The sequence below is a fragment of the Psychromonas sp. genome (assembly GCF_047632955.1).
Lineage (GTDB): Bacteria > Pseudomonadota > Gammaproteobacteria > Enterobacterales > Psychromonadaceae > Psychromonas.
Genome location: NZ_JBLIED010000003.1, coordinates 198,585 through 220,728, shown reverse-complemented (window position 1 = coordinate 220,728; position 22,144 = coordinate 198,585). Strand labels below are relative to the sequence as shown.

The window sequence follows — 22,144 nt, the reverse complement described above, 5'->3', positions numbered from 1 at the left end:
ATTTTTGTTTATATCTATAGAATTTTCTATGACAAATGATAGCATTTGCATAATCGGTATTGTTCCACTGATCGTTGTTTTGCGATCCTAATTGCTGATATATGTTTGATAAATAATACGTTAATGTACTCTTTATGTTTTATGGAATTTCACAAGTATCTGATACTAATTTTTTTATTTCTTCGCTAATTTTAATTAATGAATCAACATTATTATTCTCAATATATAAATCAATGTCTTCTGCGAAAGATGAAATTTTATTGTTCAAGTCGTTTATTACAACTCTCAATTAAGTGTGTGATATTGATTTAGGTACTCTAATGCCAAGCTCACCGGAACATTAGACGAAGATCGTTTTTGTGGAAAATGAAGCGCAGCGGAATGCACAAAAACGAGCGTAATTAAATGTTTCCGCGTGCAGATTTTTGTTAGGCATTTGACCCCATACGTACCGAAACAAGTTTAAAACCCAGCTTCTCATAGAAATTTCTAGCTAACTCGTTGCCCCAAAACACCTGAATCTCTATATTAGATGTACCATTACTTTCAGCCCACTTCAATACATGCTGGTATAGCGCGGCACCAACACCTTTTCTCCGATGAGCCGACTTTACAAATAAATTGTCTAGGAGAACAAAATTTCTACCGACCCTAAATCTGTCATCCTCAATGTAGTGAAATACTGTATTAGCGAAACCAGCAATTTCGTCCTCTTCCATACAGATGAATAGTTCAGCGTTTTTTCCGGTCATGTAGCGAGCAAACTCTTCTTTGTTCCGTGCAGTTCCGTTGTGTTTCTGAACCCGAGAAGAATCGATATTCGCATGGAGCTCGTCAAGCTCTCTGAAAAGCTCTAGCAAACTTTCGTAATCCTCTATTACTGCGTTTCGAATCTGCATACCTATTACTGCCTAACAGTGTATTACCCTACATTCTCACTAATACACATTTAAAATTTCATTTATTGATAATGATTATATAATAACAGACTTATAAAACAGTTAGATAGACCCAACGCATGATTGTAAATTGACATTTCATATTAGTAAAATGACGCATTGGTATTTATAGAGATCTCTATAAATACAAACCATAAAAATTAACTGATTATTTTCAACAGGTTAATGCATTAATAATGTGAAACTTTTGCATAAAGTATTCATATAATGTTCAATATAAGTGGCAAAGCTCCTCATATGAATTATAACTTTATTTAAAAACAGCTATATTATAAGGAGCGTAAAAATGTCAAACTCTTGTTTTATTGCATCAATACGTACCGAATTAAGAACACAGCATGATCGGCTTCTACACCCAAGTGGGAAAAAATGGATAGCTATCTCTTGTATACCACGTGATAAAGGGTACTTGAGGGCACTCAAAGGAAGAGTGAATTTATTAAATAATCATGATTAGTTTTGGTCGTTGAGTCAGAGGTTATTTTCCTGTGGCTCAATGACCAAAATTTTGTAGGAGTACTCTAACAGGAAATATGCGGAATATGATGCCAGTTAGTTGTATATTGCGGAGTCAGTAATTCACGGCGCATTGACCATTGTCCATCTATGCCTTGGGCTACAAAAAAGGCGCTGTCAGTACCATAACGTTGATTTATTTTATCGAGCACATTCATTAAAGGATCGTTTCCCAGTGGTGGATTGAATAAATCCCATTGTTGGTGCGTTTCACTGCTTAAGTTTAATAAGCCTATGCCTACTTTGTAATAAGCAACGCCCGGTTTAAATAGTTGATGAATATTATTGCTGATCACTTTAAGGAGTTGAGATGTATCATTTGTTGGTGGGTTAAACTGTTTGATGAGTTTATAACTACATGGGTTTTCATCAAAGGGACTATTCGCTGCGAAAGCCATTAAAGTACCACACAATGATTTTTGTTCTCTTGCTTTAAGCGCTGCAATTCCAATATGCTTAGCAAGCGCCTGGTTCAAGCTTTCAATGCTGGTTATTCGCTTTCCCATGCTTCTGGTGGAGAATATCTGTAACTTATCTGCCCTTACACCATCCCATGTTTTACAAGCCTCTCCATTTAACTCTTTAATGGTTCGTTGTAACTCGACATTAAAGCCAGCGGGCAAATAGCGCATGTTTAATTGGCTGAGTTGCTGTGCTGTTGAGATGCCGTTCTGATGTAGTTTGGCATTGGTTTTTCTGCCAATACCCCATACATCAATCGGTGATAATTGCTCAAACACCTTTCTTTTAAAATCATCATCATCAAGTACACAGACACCATTAAACCCAGGCCATTTTTTAGCAACGTGATTAGCCACTTTTGCCAGGGTAAGTGTTTTACCAATCCCAACACAAACGGGTAAACGGGTTTCTTTCCATACTGCCTGACGAATTTTTTGCGCGTGAAGCACTAAGTCAGGTATCGCTTTATGGCAGTTTTTAAAGTTTAAGAAAGATTCATCGATCGAGTAAATATGCTGTGCAGGGCCAAACCGCCCTATTACTTGCATCATTTTATGGGATAAATCTGCGTAGAGTTCGTAATTTGAAGAGCAAGCAATAATGCCCTTTTGTGCACATAACTCCCGGACTTTAAAAAAAGGCTGAAACTTTTGAATACCTAATGCGATGGCTTGTTTATTAGCAGCAACAATACAACCATCGTTGTTAGAGAGGACAATGATGGGTTTACCGCGCCATTGAGGCCTAAAGACTTGTTCAGCACTGCAATAAAATGAATTAGCATCCACCAAAGCAAACATTAAGTGTTTGCCTCTAGCAAGTGACTGGGTCTATGGCATCGTATTGAGCGTATGACAACGCCTTCGATGGTAAATTGATCATCTTCTTTAATGCTAATGGCTTTATACTGGGGATTTGCTGAAAGTAAAAGGCGCTCGGTTATATTCAATATTTTACAAATAAATTCGCCATTATAATTAGCCACAATGACATCAAAGTTTTTAACCGTCACATGACGGTCAACAATTAAGATATCGCCACTGAATATGCCTACCCCTTGCATTGAATGGCCACCAGCTTTACCAATGAACGTGGCGCTTGGGTGCTCGACTAATAGTTCATCCAGGCTTAAAGGTAACTGTAAATAATCACTCGCAGGACTTTCAAAGCCAGTAATACCTGCACTTGCTGTAATTGGAATAAATTTCATAGATAACAACTGTATAAAAACACAGTATTATTATAATTCAGATATTAATATGCACAAGTTAAATTTAGCACTTTGAGATTATCATCTTATTCCCATGCTCTGCGTGGTAACCTCTTCGCTGTTATATGCCTGTTGGAAAATCTTTTTTAAATCTCATGCGAAGGCTCCAATCGGTGAATTTGACCTGTTCAGGCGTTTTAAAAATCGCTGTTTGGTAATTCTTTAATTTAAAATTTTATAGCCGATGCCTATAAAAGATGAGTTATACGGCGCAGCTGTATTTATTATCGAAGGCTTATCAAAGCCTTTATATTTACATTAAACCCCCTTTGTTATGATAATCATCATCATACTTTTTTTAGATTTAAATGGTTGTGATAATTCAATAAATAGACTTTAAATTTGATTTTTACCTAATGCTCGATCAAGTTAATAGCCTGCGGAAATTGGCAGGCTTACCAACATGAATGGGACAGTAAAATTAATCCTAATGTTACTATCCCATTTTTATTGTTTCATTTTTGTTGCGTGGCTATGTTTGCGACCAGTACTCGGTGGATTACCACAAGCAAAATACTAATACGCTATGGTTTATTCGTATGCGTAGTCTCCATTTTGCTTAACAAATGCCAATGCAACAGCTTGTGCTTCTGAATTTAACTTAAGGTCATTTTCTAGCCACTTCCATGTTTGTTTAATCAGTTTATAAGTACCGCGCCCGCCCTGATATTCAGTGCCATAACTGGTCAGGAAATTGTTTCTATTGAGGTGCTCGGCTAACTCCTCACCAGACATTACCATTTTTTGAGCTTGCAAAAATTCAGCGAGTTTCCAAATATAGACCTTCTTATCATTCATACTTTATTCTTCCTTTTTAATTAAAATTTTATTGTAAGCGCGCAATTAATCAGTGCGCCACAGCCCTAAGGGTCCTGGGGAAGGTGTGGGGGGTTTTTGTCACTAATTTAAATTATTTAACCCCTTTTCAACATTCTTCCGTTTATAGCGAGTATCAGTATCAATTAATCATAACGGAGAATAACAATGAAATATTCGACCAAGAAAACAGTACAAGTTGTGGCGCTTTCTAGCGTGTTACTACTGGCAGTTTCAGCATGTGAACCAAATATTGAAGTGGATAACCCCAATAATGTGAATAATGGTCAGATAAAAAAACAGCCGTTAAAGAAAGATCAGGATATTTTGGTAGACGTTGCAGACGTCCGGGAGGTTGATGCGCTAAAAATTGCACAACCAGAGAAAACTTCAAGTTTAACAACAAGTAAAGCTGATTATATGGAAAGTACCACGGCTAAAATAGCGCTTCAGCCACCAGCTTTTCGCCAGCATTCTATTGATAATATGACCCGACAAACCACCAGCAATCGTGAAAACTACTCACACAATACAAACAATCCATTTCATTTGGTGACAGAGCAACCCGTCTCGACCTTTTCCGTTGATGTGGATACGGCGTCCTATGCCAATGTACGAAGAATTCTTAATCAAGGCACCCTGCCACCGTTTGATGCCGTGCGCGTGGAAGAGATGATCAACTACTTTTCATATAATTATGCGCAGCCGCAAAGCGTACCGTTTTCCGTTTACAGTGAAGTTGGCCCTAGCCCCTTTAATGCACAAAAACACTTAATACATATTGGCATTCAGGGTGACAAACAACTGGATTCAACCAGACCCGCGGCAAATTTAGTGTTTTTGGCGGATGTCTCAGGCTCGATGAACAGTGCCGATAAACTGGGTTTATTAAAAAATGCGCTGAAAATGTTAAGTAAACAACTTACCGAGAAAGACAGCGTAGCGATTGTTGTTTACGCAGGCGCTGCGGGCACTGTGCTTACGCCTACCAAAGGAGATAACAATGTGGCGATCAGTGAGGCATTAACCCGTTTATCAGCAGGCGGATCCACCAACGGAGGTGCCGGCATCGAACTGGCTTATAGCCTTGCTAAACAATCATTTATTAAAGGCGGTATTAACCGCGTTATATTAGCTACCGACGGCGACTTTAATGTTGGTATGGTTAATCAACAGGCGTTAAAAAATAATATTGTGCAGCAAAGAAAATCCGGTATTTCCTTGAGTATTTTAGGGTTTGGTCGCGGTAATTATAATGATGCTTTGATGCAGGAGCTTGCACAAAATGGTAACGGTAATGCGTTTTACATTGATAACCTTAACGAAGCACGGAAAGTATTAGTGGAAGAGTTATCGTCCACCCTGGTCACTATTGCTAAAGATGTGAAAATTCAGATTGAATTTAATCCTGAACTAGTCAGTGAATATCGCCTGATTGGTTATGAAACGCGCGTTTTAAAACGTCAAGATTTTAACAATGATAAAATTGATGCGGGTGACATTGGTGCGGGTCATACGGTGACCGCTATTTATGAAATCAGTTTACGGGGGTCAGCGAATCAGAGTGTTGATCCACTGCGTTATCAGTCTTTGCTCAACAAAAAACAGTCAAATGCTGAGCCAATTGAAAATAGCATCTCCCTTAACGAGCTGGCCTTTTTAAAATTACGTTATAAATTACCCGAGCAAAGCAGCAGTCAATTGATTGAAATCGCCATTAACCGCGCCGATATTAAAGACACGCTGCAGGCCACCAGTGAGGCTTTTCAATTTTCTGCTGCTGTTGCAGGTTTTGGTCAACTACTGCGCGAAGGTGAGCATCTTTCTACCATGGATATCAGCAAGGTCATAGCCCTTGCTGAGCAGAGCAAAGGGGTGGATCAACACGGTTACCGCGGAGAATTTATCAACATGGTGAAACTCGCTGATGCCTTAGCACCACAACTTGTTAAAAAATCTACTTTTGCGCAATAAATCGGTGCTAGAGTGGGCTGTTAATGGATTCAAAATAGTTATTTATAGAAGGGTGATGGATTGGACATGAAGGCGAAGGAAAAAATAAGCCGGAAACAACAAGATCAAAGACTGATGCTTGCCTATGCAAAGGGTGATGCCGCTGCCTTTGATCTACTTTATGGCAGGCATAAGGTCGCTGTTTATCGCTTTTTTATACGCCAAAATTTGACCAAAGCCGTGGCCGAAGAGCTCTGTCAGGACACTTGGTTTAAACTTATTAATAACCGGGAAAGTTATCAGGCTAATGCATTATTCAGCACTTATCTGTTTACCATCGCCCGGCGTATCGCGATAGATCACAGCCAAAAGCAAAGTGTAATATTTGATAAAAAACAGGTCCAAGATAGTTTAAATTGCTTAGATAACCAACATAACTTGGCTAATCAAGAGCGGAATAAACCGCTGCAAATAATGGACAATAATCATAGCTCGCCTGCTGATGCCACTGCTAATCAAGCATTAGCCGCAGCATTAAAAGCGCAAATAGCGGCTCTGCCCTATGAGCAACGGGAAGTCTTTTTATTAAAACAAGAGGCAGGGTTTAGCATCGATGATATTGCTAAGATAACCTTTCAGAACAAAGAAAAAGTAAAAAGCTGTTGGCGTTATGCGCTACAGAAAATGCGTAAGGGGTTAAGTTTTTATGGTAACTAACAAGCAAGATGATAAAGCACTCACAGAGGACGAGGCTTTTATACAGTCACTTTATGATGACTTGTCCGATCATAAAACTGAGCATCAAACTGATCAGCCCAGTGAGGCGTTAGACCAGCATATTATCAAAGCGGCACATAAAGCGGTAGAGACTAACCCTGCGCCGTCAATAGATAAAGCATTAAACCGGCCTGCTCCTAAACGGAGAAAAGTGGCCTGGTACTACCCTGTTGCTATGGCAGCTTCCGTGCTGTTAGTTGTGACCATGGTTAATCATCAACTTAGCGGCCCAATTTATGAAACTCCGTCAGTATTGATGGATAATATGGAGAGCTCTGAGCAAAGTGAATCGTTAGTTGCATCGCTAGCAGAAAAGAATTTAAGCACTGCCAGTGATCAAACGCTGCGATCTTCAGGCGCACAACCCGCATTGACAGATAAAATACTGATTAAAGAATCCGATGCTGCTTTTTTTGAACGCGATCAGGCGCTTATTGCATCGGCTGTTTCCCCTGATAAAAAAGCCATTATTGAGGAGCAATCCAAAACAGCAATAGTCACCGCCCCTTTAACAGCAAAAATACAACAAAGCGAATTGGTTATGACGTCTAAGGCCGAAGGAGGTCCTTCAGTTAAAGAGAAACTGCTCAGTAAACAACAGGCAAATTCGCTGTTATCCCCGACAGCTTTGTCGCACGAGGAATACAAAGCACTGCAGGCGCAATCTCAGCAAAAAACCTTATATTGGTCAATGCAGCAAGAAGATCAGCGCAGTTATGTGATTAAGCTGTTTAAAACAGAGCAAACGTCGGTTTTTTATCGCTTAAATAAAAATAGCTTCCAATTAAAACAAAGCCGTGATGATAAAAGTCAGCCCTTTGCTGAGATAATTTATATTGCAGAAAATGACAAATAAAGCTTAAAACGAGTGTGGCAGCGCGTTCCACTCTCCGTTTTGGGATCTATTAATTATCGACCTGTCCTATAATACAAAGGTTCTATAATACAAAGGTTCGATTATACAAAAGTTCATGCGCTAAACGCCATTAGGATAGGATTAAGATTCTTATGACAATGACAACTACAGATAAAAAATCATAGCGCACCACTTCCCAGGCTTATAGAGAAGTATAAATATGCCAAAAAAATCAAATAAATTGCTCAGCATTGTTTTTTTTCTGCTTGCCCCATCTATCTTCATATCCCCCGTTTTCGCTGAGACAGTACGGGTGCCGATCAAACTCGATTATCCCGTTTTACGGCAATTGATGTTAAGCCAACTGTTTAAAAGCCCAGATAAAAAGGTAGAAATCTTAGATGATGCGGCCGGTTGCAGCACTGTTTTTCTGTCTGATCCACGCCTGCGTGAGGATCAGAATAAACTGCGAATCACCACGCATGTAAAGGCAAAGATAGCAGCGCCAGCTTTTGGTAAATGTACACAGCTGTTCAACTGGGAAGGTGACGCCAGATTTATCACTGAACCTGTCATTCAGCCGGACGGCAGATCCATCCGAATGAAGATCCTCAGCAGCCATCTTTATAATGTGCAAGGCCAGTTGATCACCGGACAAATATGGACCTTAGCTAGCGGGCAGCTGCTGTCTTTTATGAAACGTTATGAAATAGACCTGTCACCGACCCTCAATCAGCTGCACGAACTGCTACCGGACATATTAGACAAACGCTCCGCGGTGCAGATAAGCAAAATCGCAGACAGCCTCAAATTGGCTGCAATATCAATCAACCCTGATGGCATCGATGTTGCGGTCACGCTTAAGATAGACAGGCTGTCCGTCACGCAGGCCCCGGTCGCAGTGCTCTCCTTCGAGGAGATAAAACTACTGGAAGCGAACTGGCAAATGATGGATGCGATGCTCACCTTTGCAGTCAAACGTTATGCCAGCACCACTGATCAACAGGAACTGCGTGATACCCTTGCGGAAATATTTTTGGATGCCCGTTATGACCTGGTTGAGGCTTTGACGATGCAGGTCACGGCAAGCAATGATCCGGTTCGCCACTGGTTTATCAACAGTTGGCAAAAATTGGGGCCGATCATGCGCCAGGTAAGTATGGAAAATCCCGGCCATGAAGTGATGCTGATAAGTCTGCTGGCCGCAACCGATGTCCTTGCCGCACTGGACAAGCTGGGCCCTTCAATCGGTCTTGATATTTCTGCAAATGGTTTGCGCCGCATGGGACGGATGCTTATTGATCAACCCGGTATTAATCCTTTGTTTTACGATGATGCCGTTGACCCGGAGCTGCGTCTTCTTTTTAACCTTCCACCCACTGCCGAGTTAAACCCGCCGTCGGGATTCAATTTCAGCTTATGGCCAATCAGTTCCGCCTGGGCAGAATCATCAAATGACCGCCTTAAGCTCTGGGTTCCCACGAAAGACGAGTTGCCTGAGTATCTACCGATCATTCGTGATTTACTTGAGGATAGTGCCGACAGTACTCTCAAGGATCACAGCCTGGATGCTTCGACGAAAAAGATTTTTCAAAATCTGGTGCTGACGACTGCCTGGCAGGAAAGCTGCTGGCGGCAATATGTGACAGAAAACAACAAGATAGTGACAATAAGTTCAAGTACCGGCGATACCGGCATAATGCAGATCAATGAGCGGGTTTGGCGCGGATTATATAACACTCAGAAACTGCGCTGGGATATTGCTTACAATGCCCGTGCGGGTACTGAGATTTTGCTTGGTTATCTGGTTAAATACTCCCTTAAAAGAGGCGAGCACAAACAGCGAGGCGGGCTGGACAATCTGGCGAGATCCGCCTATTCAGCATATAACGGAGGGCCCAGTAAAACTTCCCGCTATCGCGACGCCCAAGCAATTTCGCCGCATAAGAAAATAGATGCTGCATTCTGGAAGAAATACCAGGCAGTCAAACAAGGCAACGAGTTGCAGGTTGCACAATGCCTTGGAGGTGAAGTTATTGCCTCTCCAGTCAATAAACAGTCGACCAAAAATACGCCTATTAAGTCAGACAAGCAGCCATTGGTTATTCCCAGAAACGAGGTCGGTAAAGCATGGCTATTAGCGCAAAACAAGCAACACTATACCCTGCAACTGGCTGTTTTCAGTTCTCTAAAGGCTGCACAACAATTTACCGCCAACACACCGTTAAAGGGCACTGTCGCTATTGCTGCGCTGGGCGGAGATAAAAAGGGGCAGTTTGTGGTACTAAACGGCAGCTTTAAGGAAAAAGCAACGGCTGATAAACTCAAACAGCACTATAAGAATCTCAAACCCTGGGTGCGTCAGATTAAAGACATACAGTCATCTATAAAGTGATGATCAAAAAAGATAGCTAATGTGGCAAAGCGCTGTGTTAATAGCATCCCTTTTAAAAATTGCGACTCGTGGAAAGTTATGTATTAAATATAATAACCACTTTGGCTCAATGTGGAATACTTTTATTTGACACTAATGTGGTTTTATATAACATAAGCCAACTGTTAACAATTACTAAAGCTGTTAGCACTTATAACTGTAACGTTTTTTGGCCGCTTGCTTTTATTCAATCAATAAAAAAGGAATTATTATTATGAAATTAAAAACATTGATGACTTCCATGATCGTTTTATCGTTTTCTGGTGCTGCTTCTGCTATGGATATAAAATTTGCTGACAGTGCATGGGACGGCATAAAGATACCGGAGGGACAACAGTGCCAGAAATTTGGAGGCAACAACCCTTCAACCCCTAAATGGATAATCACTGGGATAACCCCGGGTGCCAGTGCAGTCGTTTTAGAATACAGTGACCGTGATTCAAAGAATATGAATAACGGCGGGCATGGAAGAATGAGCTTTGCAATTGATTCAACTGCTAAGAATGTTGAAATCCCTTCCATTCCCGGGCATACCTTTGATATTCCACCTAAATTTACAATGATCGAAGAACATCGCGGATCGGGTTGGGATATTGCGGGTGCATACATGCCCCCTTGCTCCGGTGGTAAAGACCATGCTTATTATGTGACCATAAAAATACTTAAGGGTGACATGGTAACAGCCGAAAGCGTTGTTGAAATGGGTAAGTATTAAAGCAATTCTTAAGGATCTAGATATACCCTCCCCCACAAGCCCATGACACAAATGTGAATCAATTGCGGATATTCCGGTATTGATTCACATTTTTTATCAAAAATAATCAGTATTGCCACTGTTATTTTTGAAAACATATTCCGCCAGGGCGATTCAAGTTACTGTCTGCTCAACAATCACATCGGCAAGCTGACGTTCGTTTTGTTGGGCTCTGTTTAAGCGTGAGTTTAAACGTGAGTTTAATTGATCGCATATTGAAAAAAGCGCATGTAACTTAGCGACAATGTTAATTGATTCAGAATATGGCGATAGTGTTGCAGGGATAACTCTTCAATAAGGCAGATGAAAACGTTTTAGTTATAGTTTTAGTTATAATAGGGGGAAAATAAAAGGCTGTTCCCGATTTTTAATTTAATTTGAATAGTCACATTGATATTTCCAGTACACCCAAAATTGAAGTTTACTTTTCATCTTCTTCGCATACAAAAGAGTCTGAGCATAGGATAATCACAAAACTATTTTTTTATAGCAATAGCCAAAAATATCGGGAATTCATTTCCTTCTTTTACAACAGTGTGCGCGGTGTGAAAACAGATATTCTCAAACCCGTGTCTTTCTAATAAGGTCTGAAACTCAAACCGATCAAAACCGAGATGAAATACACCCTTTGTTCCGGCAGGATGAAAGCCCCCATCTTCTTTGTCAAGATCAGCCAAAGCAACTATTGCTCCAGGTTTTAAATGCTCGCTAAAGCGCTGGATAAGTTTATCCGCATCGTCGACATGATGCATTGCCATCGCACTCATTATCAAGTCAAACTTTGTAGATAGCGGGTTATCTACAATATTTTGACAAAGTACTTCAACTTTTCCCTGTAAATCAGGTTTTAGCAAAAGTTGCTTGAGCATAGATTCAGAAATATCTAAGGCAATAATTTGTTGTACCAATGGTGCAACGTGAGAGCTTATCAGCCCCGTACCAGCACCGAAATCCATTACTTTCATATTCTTATGAAGCGGTACATGTTTTAGAATTGCAGCACCGATAGTGATGGAAAGTTGAAGTCCAAGATTGTTTGAATCCCACTCTATTGCTTTCTCTTTAAAAAGATCTGTCATCAGATATATCCATTTAGATATATAAATACTATTTTAGAGCATTTATATATCTAATATTTTATTTTAACTCTGCCGCTATCCTTCTGGTTGACTTGCCGCTATTTGCCAGAAATGCTCAGAAAGGCAAACATCCACCATTATTGAGAATAGATGCTGCATCAACTTAGTTGTTTAGTCACTACTATTAATAACAGTATCTGCATCGTCAACCGAGGGGGTTTGATCCTCTTCAGCACTTTTTTCCAGTTTATTAAGTCGTTTTTCTTCCTTTTTCTTTTTCTTTGCAATTTCTTTCTGTCTTTTTTCGAACGAGTAATTAGGTTTTTTGGCCATTAGAATTCTCTACGTTAATGAGGGTGTAACTGATATTTTTATTAAAAAAAACAGCTTTACTGATATTACTATGCACTAAAACACATGTATTTATTTTCTTTACAGTATCTGCTTTTATCATTAAACAAATAGGTTATTTAATAAAGATGTAAAAATAGGCTTTGTGACAGCGGTTACCTTAACATTTTCAAATCATGTGTAACCTTTTAATTCATAAGGAAAATTAAAATAGTCTTCAAAGTGCCATTTATCTGCCGGGAAAATGAATAAAAAACCATTATAAAAACACACTGTGGAACTGAATTATGTATGAGCTAATTGCTAAAGACTTCAATCGCTTTATGGTGCTATTCTCCCTATCAGCAGTCGCCATTAGGCTGTTAAAACAGAGCAGACCGACTGCTATTATTAACCGGCATCAGCGTTCATCTTCCGACCTTCTGCCTGAATAGAGTGTTTTTTTATAAAAATTTTACAACCGAGGAATCATATAACATTAACTTTCGGCGTCTCATTACTTACTCCGGTTATACAAAAATAGTGTATTACTCCACACGGGAATGAATTAAATATGCTAACAGCCCCTTTTTGGTGCACATCGCACCATTCTGGTGCGATTATTGGTGGGTTTTCATAAGCCTGCGTCGAATTAGTTCTAATTAATATGATTAACTCATTCAGGGAATGAGAAGAAATAGGTTCGCAGTGATGGCCATCATATAAATAAATAATATTTAAAATCTTTATTTTTGACATGTTTTTTATCAATAAATTTTCTCCCAAATCACTGTCGATTCCGGTACTCATTTTGCGTTGTTTCACATCATCTATTAGATCACTTTCACTGCCGTTGGTGTTTATAGTAATCTCTGGCCGTTTTAATACCAGTAGTCGCTTATATTTTTCTGGATTATATAAACATTTAACCTGTAAGTGATCCAACACTAGAATATCTATTCACAGACACAAAAAACCTAAGCTAGGCATTAGCCTTGAGTTTGAAACTCTGAATACCAGAGCGGTTTAACATACTTTTCCCTTTTGGTGTCCTCCTTCAGCCTATTTTAGGATGTATAGAATTTGCAGTGGTGCAATCAAATGTTGAGCACTCATTACAAGTAAATACAGTCAGAATAAACATGAATTCCCGCACCCTTATCTTGGTCTATAGGTTGCTGTGCATGGTGAATGATGACGTTAGTATTTGTGCCTTAGCTGGATTCCCCAACCTCAATATACGGCGAAGTGATTTATTGCTTTTATGTAGCGAGGGTTATCTTTGATTTCTTGAAAATGGAGCACAATAGACTGTATTAAAAGCTGTTTTTATTTTTTATGTATTATAATTTTAACTTTGGCTCGTTATTTGCTTTGATTACAACAGTCCAATCTATTCACCTGCTAGTCCCTGCATAGTCAAACAGCTTAGGTATCAGATTTTACGTGGTTGTAACATAGCGTTATACAAAAAAACACACAAACAGGAAGGCTTAAATGAAAATGGATTTAACGAAAAAATTAGCGGTATTATTAGTTGGTATGCCAATAGCTAGCGCGAGTGTTTTAGCTGCAGAACTTAGCTCATTTACAAATGAGGTTAAGGTAAATGATTATGATAATGGATATCAAATAACCGAATGGACTCTAGGCAAAGGAGCTTATAAGTTAAATGATGATCTTAGTTTCATTTTCGATGTAGACAAAAATTTCGTAGACAACGCTGACGGAACAAAAGAGCAAGGATGGGATACTCAATTCGGAATCGTTCAAGCAGTTGACCAACAAGTAGCAGGATTTGATATTGACCTTAACTACTTAGTCAGATATGACGCAGCGTGGAATGCGGGTGATGGTAGTGATGATTGGTATGTTGCTCAATATATTTTCAGTCCATGGCTAAGCAAAGATATAACAATAGCTGGCAAGGACTTCTCATTAGGAATTGAATTATGGGCACAAGTTGGTGAAAAAGATGGTGCCAGCCTTCAAGATTACAATGGCTATGAAACCAGCTTCTACTTAGATGGCGATTTATCTGATAACTGGGTGCTTAACCTTGCATGGTATAACTTTGATTATTATGATGGAGATAAGTATGCCTATCAAATCGGAACTGAGGATTACCTCACTTACACTCTACCATTAAAGTCTGGTTTTTCTTTCGCGGTAGAAAGCTATGTCGAAGCTTATTACACTCCGGATAATTACGATAAATGGGTTTCGGCTCATATTCAACCTATGGTTAAATATAACCAGAAAGTTAACGACGACTTCTCATGGCATGCTTCTATCGCATACAATGCGGTAGAGTATACAAACTCAGAGAGTGTTGATTCTAGCTGGGGTAATAACGAAATGGAAATCCTACTAGGATTTACAATTTAAGCATACTTTAACTTAATTGACTCTAAATATTTTAAAAATACCGCCATGCACAACTTGGTGGTATTTTTTATTTAATTTATTCGATGGTCTTTTCAGTAGATAAGTTACCAAGGTCATTACGTTACAGCGTACAAATGCGGCTGTTTTATTAACAATAGCATTCCCGTCTTATCTCACTAAGTAAAGCGAGATGCCTCTTTTAACGGAGTGCTCATCGGGCATGAATACCAAGTTTGTCGCGGTTTTGCATTAATTTATCTTTATGGTTTTCCCGCTTTACCTCCTTTTTTTCGACATTAATTTCGGGGCAGTTGCATGCGCACGGCTGTTCGCTCATAAGCTTGATATCGTAGGCTAATTCTTTCCTTTGATCGTTATTCTCAGCCAGAGCCAAACTAGCAGACAATGACAGAGCAATAACGATAACTGTTTTTATCTTCTTCATAATGAACTCCCTTGTTAGGTTGCTGAACTTCAGGCACCGCCACTGCAACCAGCTCATGGCTGCACCTACCAGAGCATTAGACTGCATGCCCATTACTTAAAATGTTCATATAAAAAACTAACCACTGATTGAGATTCACTGCATAATCTTTTTTAGCTTTACCAAAAACGAATTTCTATCCAAATAATAGTATAGCCATTAATAAAGCTAAATTTTCCTGCAAGTATTTAGTAACCTAATTGAATATTTTTACAAAATAGGTGATCTCTTATTTAAAAGTCAACGTATCAAGTAGCGCAAACCATTATATAATTATTTTAACCTTAACTTAAAAGGAACGTATTATGTTTAAAAAAATATTAACTGTTGGTGCGTTATTAATGAGCAGTTTGGCTTTCATGCCTGCGGCACAAGCTGAGCACCATGGCATGGACAAAGATATTGTTGATGTGGCTGTTGAAAACGGTTCGTTTACAACCCTAGCGGCAGCATTAACAGCCGCCGGTCTAGTCGATACTTTGAAAGGTGAAGGGCCATTCACAGTGTTTGCACCAACCGACGAGGCTTTTGCTAAATTACCTGAAGGTACGGTGGAAATGTTACTACTGCCTGAAAACAAAGCACAGTTGGTTTCGGTGCTAACCTACCATGTCGTTGCCGGTAAAGTGATGGCTGCAGATGTAATGAAAATGGACAGTGCAGCAACACTTCAGGGACAAAATGTAATGATAAAAATCATGGATGGCAACGTGATGATAAACGATGCTAAGGTAGTGACAGCAGATGTAGAAGCAAGCAATGGTGTTATCCATGTAATAGACAGTGTGATTTTACCAAAATAATTTACCCTTCCAAAGGCACAGCTTAATCATTAAGCTGTGCCTTCTCAATCTACCTATCAATCTACCTATCAATAATTGAACACAAAATATACTCAACATAAACTTCCAATATAATATTCGGAAACAACTACAGTCGCTCATAATTAATTGTAATTATTATGCACTATGCACTATGCAGATTTTAAGATAGATTAGCTGACTACTTGTTAATAAGAAATTGTTATGGATAGTTATAAACATAAAAAAATAGTCGCTATTGGTGGTGGTCACGGTTTAGGGCGCATATTAGCTGCTATAAAGGGAATTGGTGACAATGCTACCGGTATTGTCACTACAACAGACAACGGAGGCTCTACGGGACGAATACGTCACTGTCAGGGAGGCATCGCCTGGGGTGATACACGCAACTGCATAAATCAGCTGATCACGGATCCGACGGTAGAATCGACCATGTTTGAATATCGTTTTAAGGGTGCGGGGGAACTGCATGGTCACAATCTCGGTAATTTAATGCTCACCGCTTTAGATAATTTATCGGTTAGACCTATGGAAGCAATTCGACTGATCCGCAACATGTTAAAAGTACAAGTTAATATTGTTCCCATGTCTGAACACCCTTCCGACCTTAAAGCATTAGCCGTTGACGGAAATTGGGTACATGGCGAAACCAGTGTGGATGAGATGAAACAAGATTTGTTACGGCTAGAACTTGATCCGGTGGTTCCCGCAACCAATGAAGCTATTGTTGCCATTGATCAGGCAGACTACATCGTGCTTGGACCCGGTAGCTTTCTGACCAGTATTATGCCGCCGCTATTATTGCCGGAAATTGGCCGTGCAATACTCAATAACCGCACTGCAAAAGTGATTTTTATTGAAAATATTTCACCTGAAGATGGCCCGGCTGGAAGAATGAAAATCAAACAGAAACTTGAATGGTGTGAGAGAGCATGCCAAGGGCGGAAAATTGATGTGGCTATTGTTGATAACTCTCACCCTGATGTTGAACCGGAATGGTTTTTCTTTAAGGCCGACTTGGCCTCGCCCAACCGTGAATGGCGCCACGATAGAGAAAAACTCAAAAATGCTATTGTCGCGCAATTTGATCATTAGCCAGTAATTTAAATAGAATCACTTTTCAAATTTGAGTTACTTTCTCTAAGATAATCTGGATATTACGGCAAATATTTTTTCCGATATCCAGATTTTCCCATCCAGCACTTTTAAAATGCACTATTCCCCCTTTTCTAAGTGCTAAATTTCATCAGTCATTGTATTTTGACCACCTCACAATCGCTTATGATCGTAAGTTGTCTTTTTTGTAAGACTGGCATCACCCCAAACTACATTACACTTACGAAATAATGTAGTATGGCAATTTTCATAATATACGTATTTTATACAACTTAAAGGTATCACTAATAATGTTTGAGACTCTCTCATTTATTAATTTAACGGCAACTCGCATTTTCCATGTGCTGATTTCGAATCAAATTGTATTAACCATCATTCTGATTTCATTCGTCATGCTGAGTAAATTTTTACTTGTAAAGTTAATCCATAAAAAAGAAAAACAAAATAAACGCTTAAAAATCAACATGCTTGATAATGCAGTCACGGTGCTTATTTTGATTGGTATTTTTAATATTTGGGCGGTTGAATTTCAAAAGTTTGCTATCTCTATTGCGGCCTTTACGGTTGCTATTGTGATTGCAACAAAAGAGTTTATTCAGTGCTTTATTGGATTTTTGTACATTATATCCAGTCGCCCATTTCGCATTGGCGATTGGATACAAGTGGGAGATGATTATGGCGAGGTTCATTCCAATGACTGGGCTAAACTTACTTTATTAGAAGTTGATATTGATGCCTATGAATATACGGGTAAAACGCTTTATTTACCCAATAGTAAATTAATTACAGCTTCAATCAAAAATTTGAATTTTTTAAAGCGTTATGCGATGCATCATTTCACTATTACCCGTGATGCGAGTGTCAACCCGTTTATTTTTTTGGATGGGTTATATACAAAAGCTTATGAATATTGTGCTGATTTTAACGACGTGGCTATACGTTATAATCAGATCATTGAAAACCGTTTAGATGTTAATATTGCGGGGCCTGATCCTAAGATACAAGTAGCGACTTCCGAGGTTGGTGACACGCAGGTTTTATTTACTATTTTTTGCCCGACAGACAGGGCCATGGACATAGAGCAAAGCTTAACGGCTGTTTTTATGGCGTTTTGGTTTGAGCAGAAACAGTTACAGGAAAAAAATATTATAGATGACAAAGTAGAATCGCTCACTTAATCCAGATTAAACCTGGTTAAATTAATATGTTAGTGCAAAAAAAAATGGCAAACCGGTAAAGGTTTGCCATTTTTTATATTAAATTAACCCGCTATTATGCTTTCAGTTTGCGACCTTTAATCACGTAGCAAACAGGATAACGCGTGAATATCCCCCCCTTTTAATTGCGGTCTTTCAGTGCTGCACTGCTCCGTTGCAATTGGGCAGCGTGTCCTGAAAACACAACCCGATGGAGGGTTGATCGGTGAAGGCATCTCCCCTTCCAGCATCTGCACTTTTTTACTGCGTTCGATTTTAGGATCTGGAATCGGGACCGCAGACATTAGCGCCTGTGTATAGGGGTGTTTAGGTTCGGCAAAAATGGCCGCGCATTCGCCCAGTTCAACGGGCTTGCCCAAGTACATTACCAGAACCCGATCGGCGATATGTTTGACCACCGAAAGATCATGCGCAATAAACACTAGGCTTAAGCCAAATTCCTTTTGCAGCTCCTGCAAAAGATTGACCACCTGCGCTTGAATGGAGACATCTAGTGCAGAAACTGGTTCATCACAAATAATCATTTTAGGTTTTAGAATCAATGCGCGCGCAATACCGATACGCTGGCATTGACCACCAGAAAATTCATGGGGATAACGGTTGATAACGTTGGGCAATAAACCCACACGATACATCATCTCTTTGACCTGCTCTTTAACTTCATCTTTACTTAATTTTGGATAAAAAGTGCGCAGCGGCTCGGCAATAATATCGCCAACATTCATGCGCGGATTCAAAGATGCGAGAGGATCTTGAAATATCATCTGAATCTCTTTACGCTTAAGGCGCAGTGCCTCATCTTTAAGTTGCGTAAGATCTTCACCAAGCCACAGCACCTGTCCTGCACTGGCCGGTACTAAACCTATGATGGCACGCGCTAAGGTTGATTTGCCGCAACCCGACTCGCCCACCACGCCAAGTGTTTCACCTTCATATAATTTAATACTGATGCCATCAACCGCTTTTAAATTATCAGGCTTTGCCCAAGGCCAGGGTGATTTAGATGGAATACTGAACTGTACTTTAAGATCTTTAATATCGAGAATTAATTTTTTGTCAGCACTCATGACCAAGACTCCCACTCTGAAAAACAAGCACGAGAACGTTGCCCTGCAAACGGAATTAACAGTGGCGATTGCTCTTTACATTTATCCATCACACGATGGCAACGATCTTGATACGGGCAACCCGTTGGCAGATTAAGTAGATTCGGTGGGTTACCGGGAATAGTCGGCAGGATATCATCCTGAGTATCTAACCGCGGAATGGATTTTAACAACCCTTCGGTATAGGGGTGGCTTGGTTGATAGAATATCTCATCCACTGTGCCGTATTCCATGGTGCGCCCGGCATACATCACCAGCACCTTGTCACAACTTCCTGCGACGACGCCTAAATCATGGGTTATCATAATAATAGCGGTATTAAACTGATCTTTTAAATCATTAAGCAGCGCCATTATCTGCGCTTGAATAGTCACATCTAATGCCGTGGTCGGTTCATCTGCAATAAGCAGTTTAGGACGACATAAAAGTGCCATTGCAATCATCACCCGTTGACGCATGCCACCGGAAAACTCATGCGGATACATATTAATACGCTTACGCGCTTCGGGAATTTTAACCGCTTCAAGCATCTTCAACGATTCTTCAAAAGCTTCTTTTTTACTCATGCCTTTATGCAGAATAAGCACTTCCATCATCTGCGCACTCACTTTCATATAAGGATTAAGTGAGGTCATTGGATCTTGAAAGATCATGGCAATCTGCTCTGCACGTACTTTATTTAACGCTTTTTCAGGCAAATTAAGAATTTCATTACCTTCAAATTTTGCGCTTCCGGAAATAATACCGTTTTTTGCCAGTAGACCCATTAAGGCGAATACCGTTTGTGACTTACCTGATCCAGACTCGCCAACAATGCCGAGTGTTTCACCGGGTTGCAGTGAGAAGTTGAGATCATTCACTGCGGTAAGATTGCCGTCTTGAGTGGTAAATTCGACGCGCAGATCTTTTACATCTAATAAATTCATTGTCTTTCCTTCGATTCTTTTATCTATCTTTAGGATCCAGCGCATCACGCAGACCATCGCCGATATAGTTAAAACAGAACAGCGTGACCACCATAAAAATGCCCGGGAAAATTATCTGCCAGATGGCAATTTCCATGGTCTGTGATCCTTCCTGCAATAAAGCGCCCCAACTGGTCATCGGCTCTTGTACCCCTAACCCTAAAAAGCTGAGAAAAGATTCGGTTAAAATCATACTCGGCACAAGCAAAGTAGAATAAACCGCGACTATACCTAATACATTCGGAATAATATGACGTCTGATGATATTCCATTTGCTGACGCCGGAGACATGAGCAGCCTCAATAAACTCTTTACCGCGTAAGCTTAAGGTCTGACCGCGTACAATACGCGCCATATCCAGCCAGGCAATAGCGCCAATCGCGACAAATATCAGTACAATATGACGACCGAAGAAGGTCACTAAGACAATCACCAGAAACATAAAGGGAATAGAGTAGAGTATCTCCAGAAGACGCATCATCGCCCGGTCAACTTTCCCGCCGATAAACCCGGATGTTGCACCGTAGACAGTGCCTATTACAACAGCCACTAATGCTCCGAGCACACCAACCATTAAAGAGATACGTCCGCCAATAAGAGTACGCACAAAAAGATCGCGACCGAGACTGTCAGTACCAAACAGATGCTCCGCAGAAGGCGGTTGATGCAAGGCGTACCAGTCGGTATCAGCATAGGAAAATTCAGCAAACATAGGCACAAAAATAACCGCCAGAATAATAGCGAATAATATAATCAAGCTAAACATGGCCGCTTTATTGCGCATAAAGCGAATGCGCGCATCCTGCCATAGACTACGTCCGGTAATTTCTAGATTTTCTGTGAAATCATCTATGGTATCTGAATTTAGTTTTTTAGTTAACATAAGCCCCCTCCTTTAGTAACGAATTTTGGGATCAACATAAGCGAGAAGAATATCAACGATAGCGTTGAACAGAATGAACAGTAAGCCAATCAAAATAGTGACCCCCATTACCAACGAATAATCGCGGTTAAAAGCGGCATTGACAAACAATTTACCGATGCCGGGCAAACCAAAGATGGTTTCGATTACCACGGAACCTGTAATAATTCCCACAAAAGCAGGCCCCATATAGGAGACAACGGGCAGCATAGCTGGCTTTAAAGCATGCCTGATAACAATATAGGGAAAACTCAACCCTTTAGCGCGCGCTGTGCGAATAAAGTTACTGTTAAGGGTTTCAATCATACTGCCGCGTGTTATACGGGCAAAGGTGGCAACATACATCATTGCCATCCCAAGAACCGGCAAGACCATATATTGCAGTGACCCATCTAACCAGCCACCTGCCGGAAACCAGCCTAAATTAATTGAGAAGATATAGATAAGAACAGGTGCCAGTACAAATGACGGCATCACAATCCCGAGCATAGCCGTCGACATAACGCAGTAATCAATCCATGTATTTTGCCTCAGCGCTGCGATAGTGCCGATCAAAACACCAAAAAACAGTGCAAAGATAAAAGCAAAAGAACCAATTTTTGCAGAAACTGGCAGTGCTGCGGTAACCAATTCATTGACGGTGAAATCTTTATATTTAAATGAAGGCCCTAAGTCACCCTGAATAACATTGGTCAGATAGGTGGTATATTGCTCCATGACCGGTTTATCCAGTCCGTATTTAGCATTAATGTTTTCCATTATCTGTGGTGGTAAGGTGCGCTCGCTTGAAAATGGGCTGCCCGGGGCAAAACGCATTAAGAAGAAAGAGACAGTAATTAATATCAATATTGTAGGTATTGATTCAATGACTCTTTTTAGTATGAATTTGAACATAATTCACTCAGTGAAGGAAAGTTAA

Annotated in this window: 21 protein-coding genes; 9 read left to right on the top strand and 12 right to left on the bottom strand. The window is 40.1% G+C overall.

The features are described from left to right. Positions 1–428: 428 nt before the first annotated feature. From ACJAZP_RS04255 to ACJAZP_RS04240, 4 genes are all read right to left on the bottom strand, one after another. Positions 429–899, bottom strand: a complete 471-nt coding sequence (locus ACJAZP_RS04255) for a GNAT family N-acetyltransferase (protein WP_415229489.1) — start codon at positions 897–899, stop codon at positions 429–431. A 581-nt stretch (positions 900–1,480) separates the two neighbouring features. Then, a complete protein-coding gene (locus ACJAZP_RS04250; protein WP_415229488.1) occupies positions 1,481–2,737 on the bottom strand; it encodes a Y-family DNA polymerase in 1,257 nt (418 codons plus the stop codon). Next, positions 2,737–3,147 (bottom strand): LexA family protein, encoded by a 411-nt coding sequence (locus tag ACJAZP_RS04245; RefSeq protein ID WP_415229487.1) that lies wholly within the window; start codon positions 3,145–3,147, stop codon positions 2,737–2,739. Before ACJAZP_RS04245 ends, ACJAZP_RS04250 begins: the two co-directional genes overlap by 1 nt. 591 nt (positions 3,148–3,738) lie before the next feature. Then, the gene (locus ACJAZP_RS04240; protein ID WP_415229486.1) at positions 3,739–4,005 is read right to left on the bottom strand and encodes a hypothetical protein; all 267 of its coding nucleotides are present in this window, start codon (positions 4,003–4,005) and stop codon (positions 3,739–3,741) included. Between the two features lie 186 nt (positions 4,006–4,191). Between ACJAZP_RS04240 and ACJAZP_RS04235 the strand changes: the two genes are divergently transcribed. The 5 genes from ACJAZP_RS04235 (at position 4,192) to ACJAZP_RS04215 (ending at position 10,758) form a co-directional block, all read left to right on the top strand. Then, complete coding sequence (locus tag ACJAZP_RS04235; RefSeq protein WP_415229485.1) at positions 4,192–5,997, top strand: vWA domain-containing protein; 1,806 nt, start codon at positions 4,192–4,194, stop codon at positions 5,995–5,997. Between the two features lie 66 nt (positions 5,998–6,063). Then, the gene (locus tag ACJAZP_RS04230; protein WP_415229484.1) at positions 6,064–6,693 is read left to right on the top strand and encodes a sigma-70 family RNA polymerase sigma factor; all 630 of its coding nucleotides are present in this window, start codon (positions 6,064–6,066) and stop codon (positions 6,691–6,693) included. Further along, on the top strand, positions 6,683–7,609 hold the full coding sequence (locus ACJAZP_RS04225; protein ID WP_415229483.1) for a hypothetical protein: 927 nt from the start codon (positions 6,683–6,685) through the stop codon (positions 7,607–7,609). The genes ACJAZP_RS04230 and ACJAZP_RS04225 overlap by 11 nt, the downstream gene beginning before the upstream one ends. A 220-nt stretch (positions 7,610–7,829) precedes the next feature. Continuing rightward, positions 7,830–10,004 carry a transglycosylase SLT domain-containing protein gene (locus ACJAZP_RS04220; RefSeq protein ID WP_415229482.1) on the top strand — a complete coding sequence of 725 codons (2,175 nt, stop codon included), beginning with the start codon at positions 7,830–7,832 and terminating at the stop codon, positions 10,002–10,004. Positions 10,005–10,257: 253 nt separating this feature from the next. Further along, on the top strand, positions 10,258–10,758 hold the full coding sequence (locus tag ACJAZP_RS04215; protein ID WP_415229481.1) for a hypothetical protein: 501 nt from the start codon (positions 10,258–10,260) through the stop codon (positions 10,756–10,758). 515 nt (positions 10,759–11,273) lie between these two features. Here the strand turns inward: ACJAZP_RS04215 and ACJAZP_RS04210 are convergent. The 3 genes from ACJAZP_RS04210 to ACJAZP_RS04200 all read right to left on the bottom strand — a co-directional run bounded on the left by ACJAZP_RS04210 (position 11,274) and on the right by ACJAZP_RS04200 (position 13,154). Further along, entirely contained in the window at positions 11,274–11,876 is a 603-nt protein-coding gene (locus ACJAZP_RS04210; protein WP_415229480.1) for a class I SAM-dependent methyltransferase, read from the bottom strand. Positions 11,877–12,047: 171 nt separating this feature from the next. Further along, positions 12,048–12,209, bottom strand: a complete 162-nt coding sequence (locus ACJAZP_RS04205) for a hypothetical protein (RefSeq protein ID WP_415229479.1) — start codon at positions 12,207–12,209, stop codon at positions 12,048–12,050. A 486-nt stretch (positions 12,210–12,695) separates the two neighbouring features. Further along, positions 12,696–13,154, bottom strand: a complete 459-nt coding sequence (locus tag ACJAZP_RS04200; protein ID WP_415229478.1) for a hypothetical protein — start codon at positions 13,152–13,154, stop codon at positions 12,696–12,698. Positions 13,155–13,703: 549 nt separating this feature from the next. Here ACJAZP_RS04200 and ACJAZP_RS04195 point away from each other — a divergent pair. After that, complete coding sequence (locus tag ACJAZP_RS04195; RefSeq protein ID WP_415229477.1) at positions 13,704–14,594, top strand: hypothetical protein; 891 nt, start codon at positions 13,704–13,706, stop codon at positions 14,592–14,594. A gap of 211 nt (positions 14,595–14,805) precedes the next feature. On the opposite strand, the gene ACJAZP_RS04190 is transcribed toward ACJAZP_RS04195, so the two are convergent. Further along, positions 14,806–15,039, bottom strand: a complete 234-nt coding sequence (locus tag ACJAZP_RS04190) for a hypothetical protein (RefSeq protein ID WP_415229476.1) — start codon at positions 15,037–15,039, stop codon at positions 14,806–14,808. A gap of 344 nt (positions 15,040–15,383) precedes the next feature. On the opposite strand from ACJAZP_RS04190, the gene ACJAZP_RS04185 reads away from it, so the two are divergent. The 3 genes from ACJAZP_RS04185 to ACJAZP_RS04175 all read left to right on the top strand — a co-directional run bounded on the left by ACJAZP_RS04185 (position 15,384) and on the right by ACJAZP_RS04175 (position 18,193). After that, positions 15,384–15,881 carry a fasciclin domain-containing protein gene (locus ACJAZP_RS04185; RefSeq protein WP_415229475.1) on the top strand — a complete coding sequence of 166 codons (498 nt, stop codon included), beginning with the start codon at positions 15,384–15,386 and terminating at the stop codon, positions 15,879–15,881. Positions 15,882–16,103: 222 nt separating this feature from the next. Next, positions 16,104–16,994, top strand: coding sequence for a uridine diphosphate-N-acetylglucosamine-binding protein YvcK (gene yvcK, locus ACJAZP_RS04180; RefSeq protein WP_415229474.1), 891 nt, complete (start codon positions 16,104–16,106; stop codon positions 16,992–16,994). A gap of 311 nt (positions 16,995–17,305) precedes the next feature. Then, positions 17,306–18,193: a mechanosensitive ion channel family protein gene (locus ACJAZP_RS04175; protein WP_415229473.1), complete on the top strand. Its 888-nt coding sequence runs from the start codon at positions 17,306–17,308 to the stop codon at positions 18,191–18,193. A 116-nt stretch (positions 18,194–18,309) separates the two neighbouring features. Here the strand turns inward: ACJAZP_RS04175 and oppF are convergent, their stop codons facing one another. Genes oppF through oppB form a run of 4 tightly spaced genes read right to left on the bottom strand, consistent with a single transcriptional unit; the run spans position 18,310 to position 22,119 of the window. Then, positions 18,310–19,299: a murein tripeptide/oligopeptide ABC transporter ATP binding protein OppF gene (gene oppF, locus ACJAZP_RS04170; RefSeq protein WP_415229472.1), complete on the bottom strand. Its 990-nt coding sequence runs from the start codon at positions 19,297–19,299 to the stop codon at positions 18,310–18,312. Continuing rightward, positions 19,296–20,264, bottom strand: a complete 969-nt coding sequence (locus ACJAZP_RS04165) for an ABC transporter ATP-binding protein (protein ID WP_415229471.1) — start codon at positions 20,262–20,264, stop codon at positions 19,296–19,298. Before ACJAZP_RS04165 ends, oppF begins: the two co-directional genes overlap by 4 nt. A 19-nt stretch (positions 20,265–20,283) precedes the next feature. After that, positions 20,284–21,186 (bottom strand): oligopeptide ABC transporter permease OppC, encoded by a 903-nt coding sequence (oppC, locus tag ACJAZP_RS04160; protein WP_415229470.1) that lies wholly within the window; start codon positions 21,184–21,186, stop codon positions 20,284–20,286. A gap of 12 nt (positions 21,187–21,198) precedes the next feature. Further along, entirely contained in the window at positions 21,199–22,119 is a 921-nt protein-coding gene (oppB, locus tag ACJAZP_RS04155; RefSeq protein ID WP_415229469.1) for an oligopeptide ABC transporter permease OppB, read from the bottom strand. Positions 22,120–22,144 lie beyond the last annotated feature (25 nt).

Bases quoted from the DNA above. Each gene is read 5' to 3' on its own strand.
- oppB (WP_415229469.1), bottom strand. From the start codon at position 22,119: ATGTTCAAATTCATACTAAAAAGAGTCATTGAATCAATACCTACAATA.
- ACJAZP_RS04210 (WP_415229480.1), bottom strand. From the start codon at position 11,876: ATGACAGATCTTTTTAAAGAGAAAGCAATAGAGTGGGATTCAAACAAT.
- ACJAZP_RS04220 (WP_415229482.1), top strand. From the start codon at position 7,830: ATGCCAAAAAAATCAAATAAATTGCTCAGCATTGTTTTTTTTCTGCTT.
- ACJAZP_RS04245 (WP_415229487.1), bottom strand. From the start codon at position 3,147: ATGAAATTTATTCCAATTACAGCAAGTGCAGGTATTACTGGCTTTGAA.
- ACJAZP_RS04205 (WP_415229479.1), bottom strand. From the start codon at position 12,209: ATGGCCAAAAAACCTAATTACTCGTTCGAAAAAAGACAGAAAGAAATT.
- ACJAZP_RS04255 (WP_415229489.1), bottom strand. From the start codon at position 899: ATGCAGATTCGAAACGCAGTAATAGAGGATTACGAAAGTTTGCTAGAG.
- ACJAZP_RS04235 (WP_415229485.1), top strand. From the start codon at position 4,192: ATGAAATATTCGACCAAGAAAACAGTACAAGTTGTGGCGCTTTCTAGC.
- ACJAZP_RS04190 (WP_415229476.1), bottom strand. From the start codon at position 15,039: ATGAAGAAGATAAAAACAGTTATCGTTATTGCTCTGTCATTGTCTGCT.
- ACJAZP_RS04240 (WP_415229486.1), bottom strand. From the start codon at position 4,005: ATGAATGATAAGAAGGTCTATATTTGGAAACTCGCTGAATTTTTGCAA.
- ACJAZP_RS04250 (WP_415229488.1), bottom strand. From the start codon at position 2,737: ATGTTTGCTTTGGTGGATGCTAATTCATTTTATTGCAGTGCTGAACAA.
- ACJAZP_RS04225 (WP_415229483.1), top strand. From the start codon at position 6,683: ATGGTAACTAACAAGCAAGATGATAAAGCACTCACAGAGGACGAGGCT.
- yvcK (WP_415229474.1), top strand. From the start codon at position 16,104: ATGGATAGTTATAAACATAAAAAAATAGTCGCTATTGGTGGTGGTCAC.
- oppF (WP_415229472.1), bottom strand. From the start codon at position 19,299: ATGAGTGCTGACAAAAAATTAATTCTCGATATTAAAGATCTTAAAGTA.
- ACJAZP_RS04185 (WP_415229475.1), top strand. From the start codon at position 15,384: ATGTTTAAAAAAATATTAACTGTTGGTGCGTTATTAATGAGCAGTTTG.
- ACJAZP_RS04230 (WP_415229484.1), top strand. From the start codon at position 6,064: ATGAAGGCGAAGGAAAAAATAAGCCGGAAACAACAAGATCAAAGACTG.
- ACJAZP_RS04215 (WP_415229481.1), top strand. From the start codon at position 10,258: ATGAAATTAAAAACATTGATGACTTCCATGATCGTTTTATCGTTTTCT.
- ACJAZP_RS04175 (WP_415229473.1), top strand. From the start codon at position 17,306: ATGTTTGAGACTCTCTCATTTATTAATTTAACGGCAACTCGCATTTTC.
- ACJAZP_RS04195 (WP_415229477.1), top strand. From the start codon at position 13,704: ATGAAAATGGATTTAACGAAAAAATTAGCGGTATTATTAGTTGGTATG.
- oppC (WP_415229470.1), bottom strand. From the start codon at position 21,186: ATGTTAACTAAAAAACTAAATTCAGATACCATAGATGATTTCACAGAA.
- ACJAZP_RS04165 (WP_415229471.1), bottom strand. From the start codon at position 20,264: ATGAATTTATTAGATGTAAAAGATCTGCGCGTCGAATTTACCACTCAA.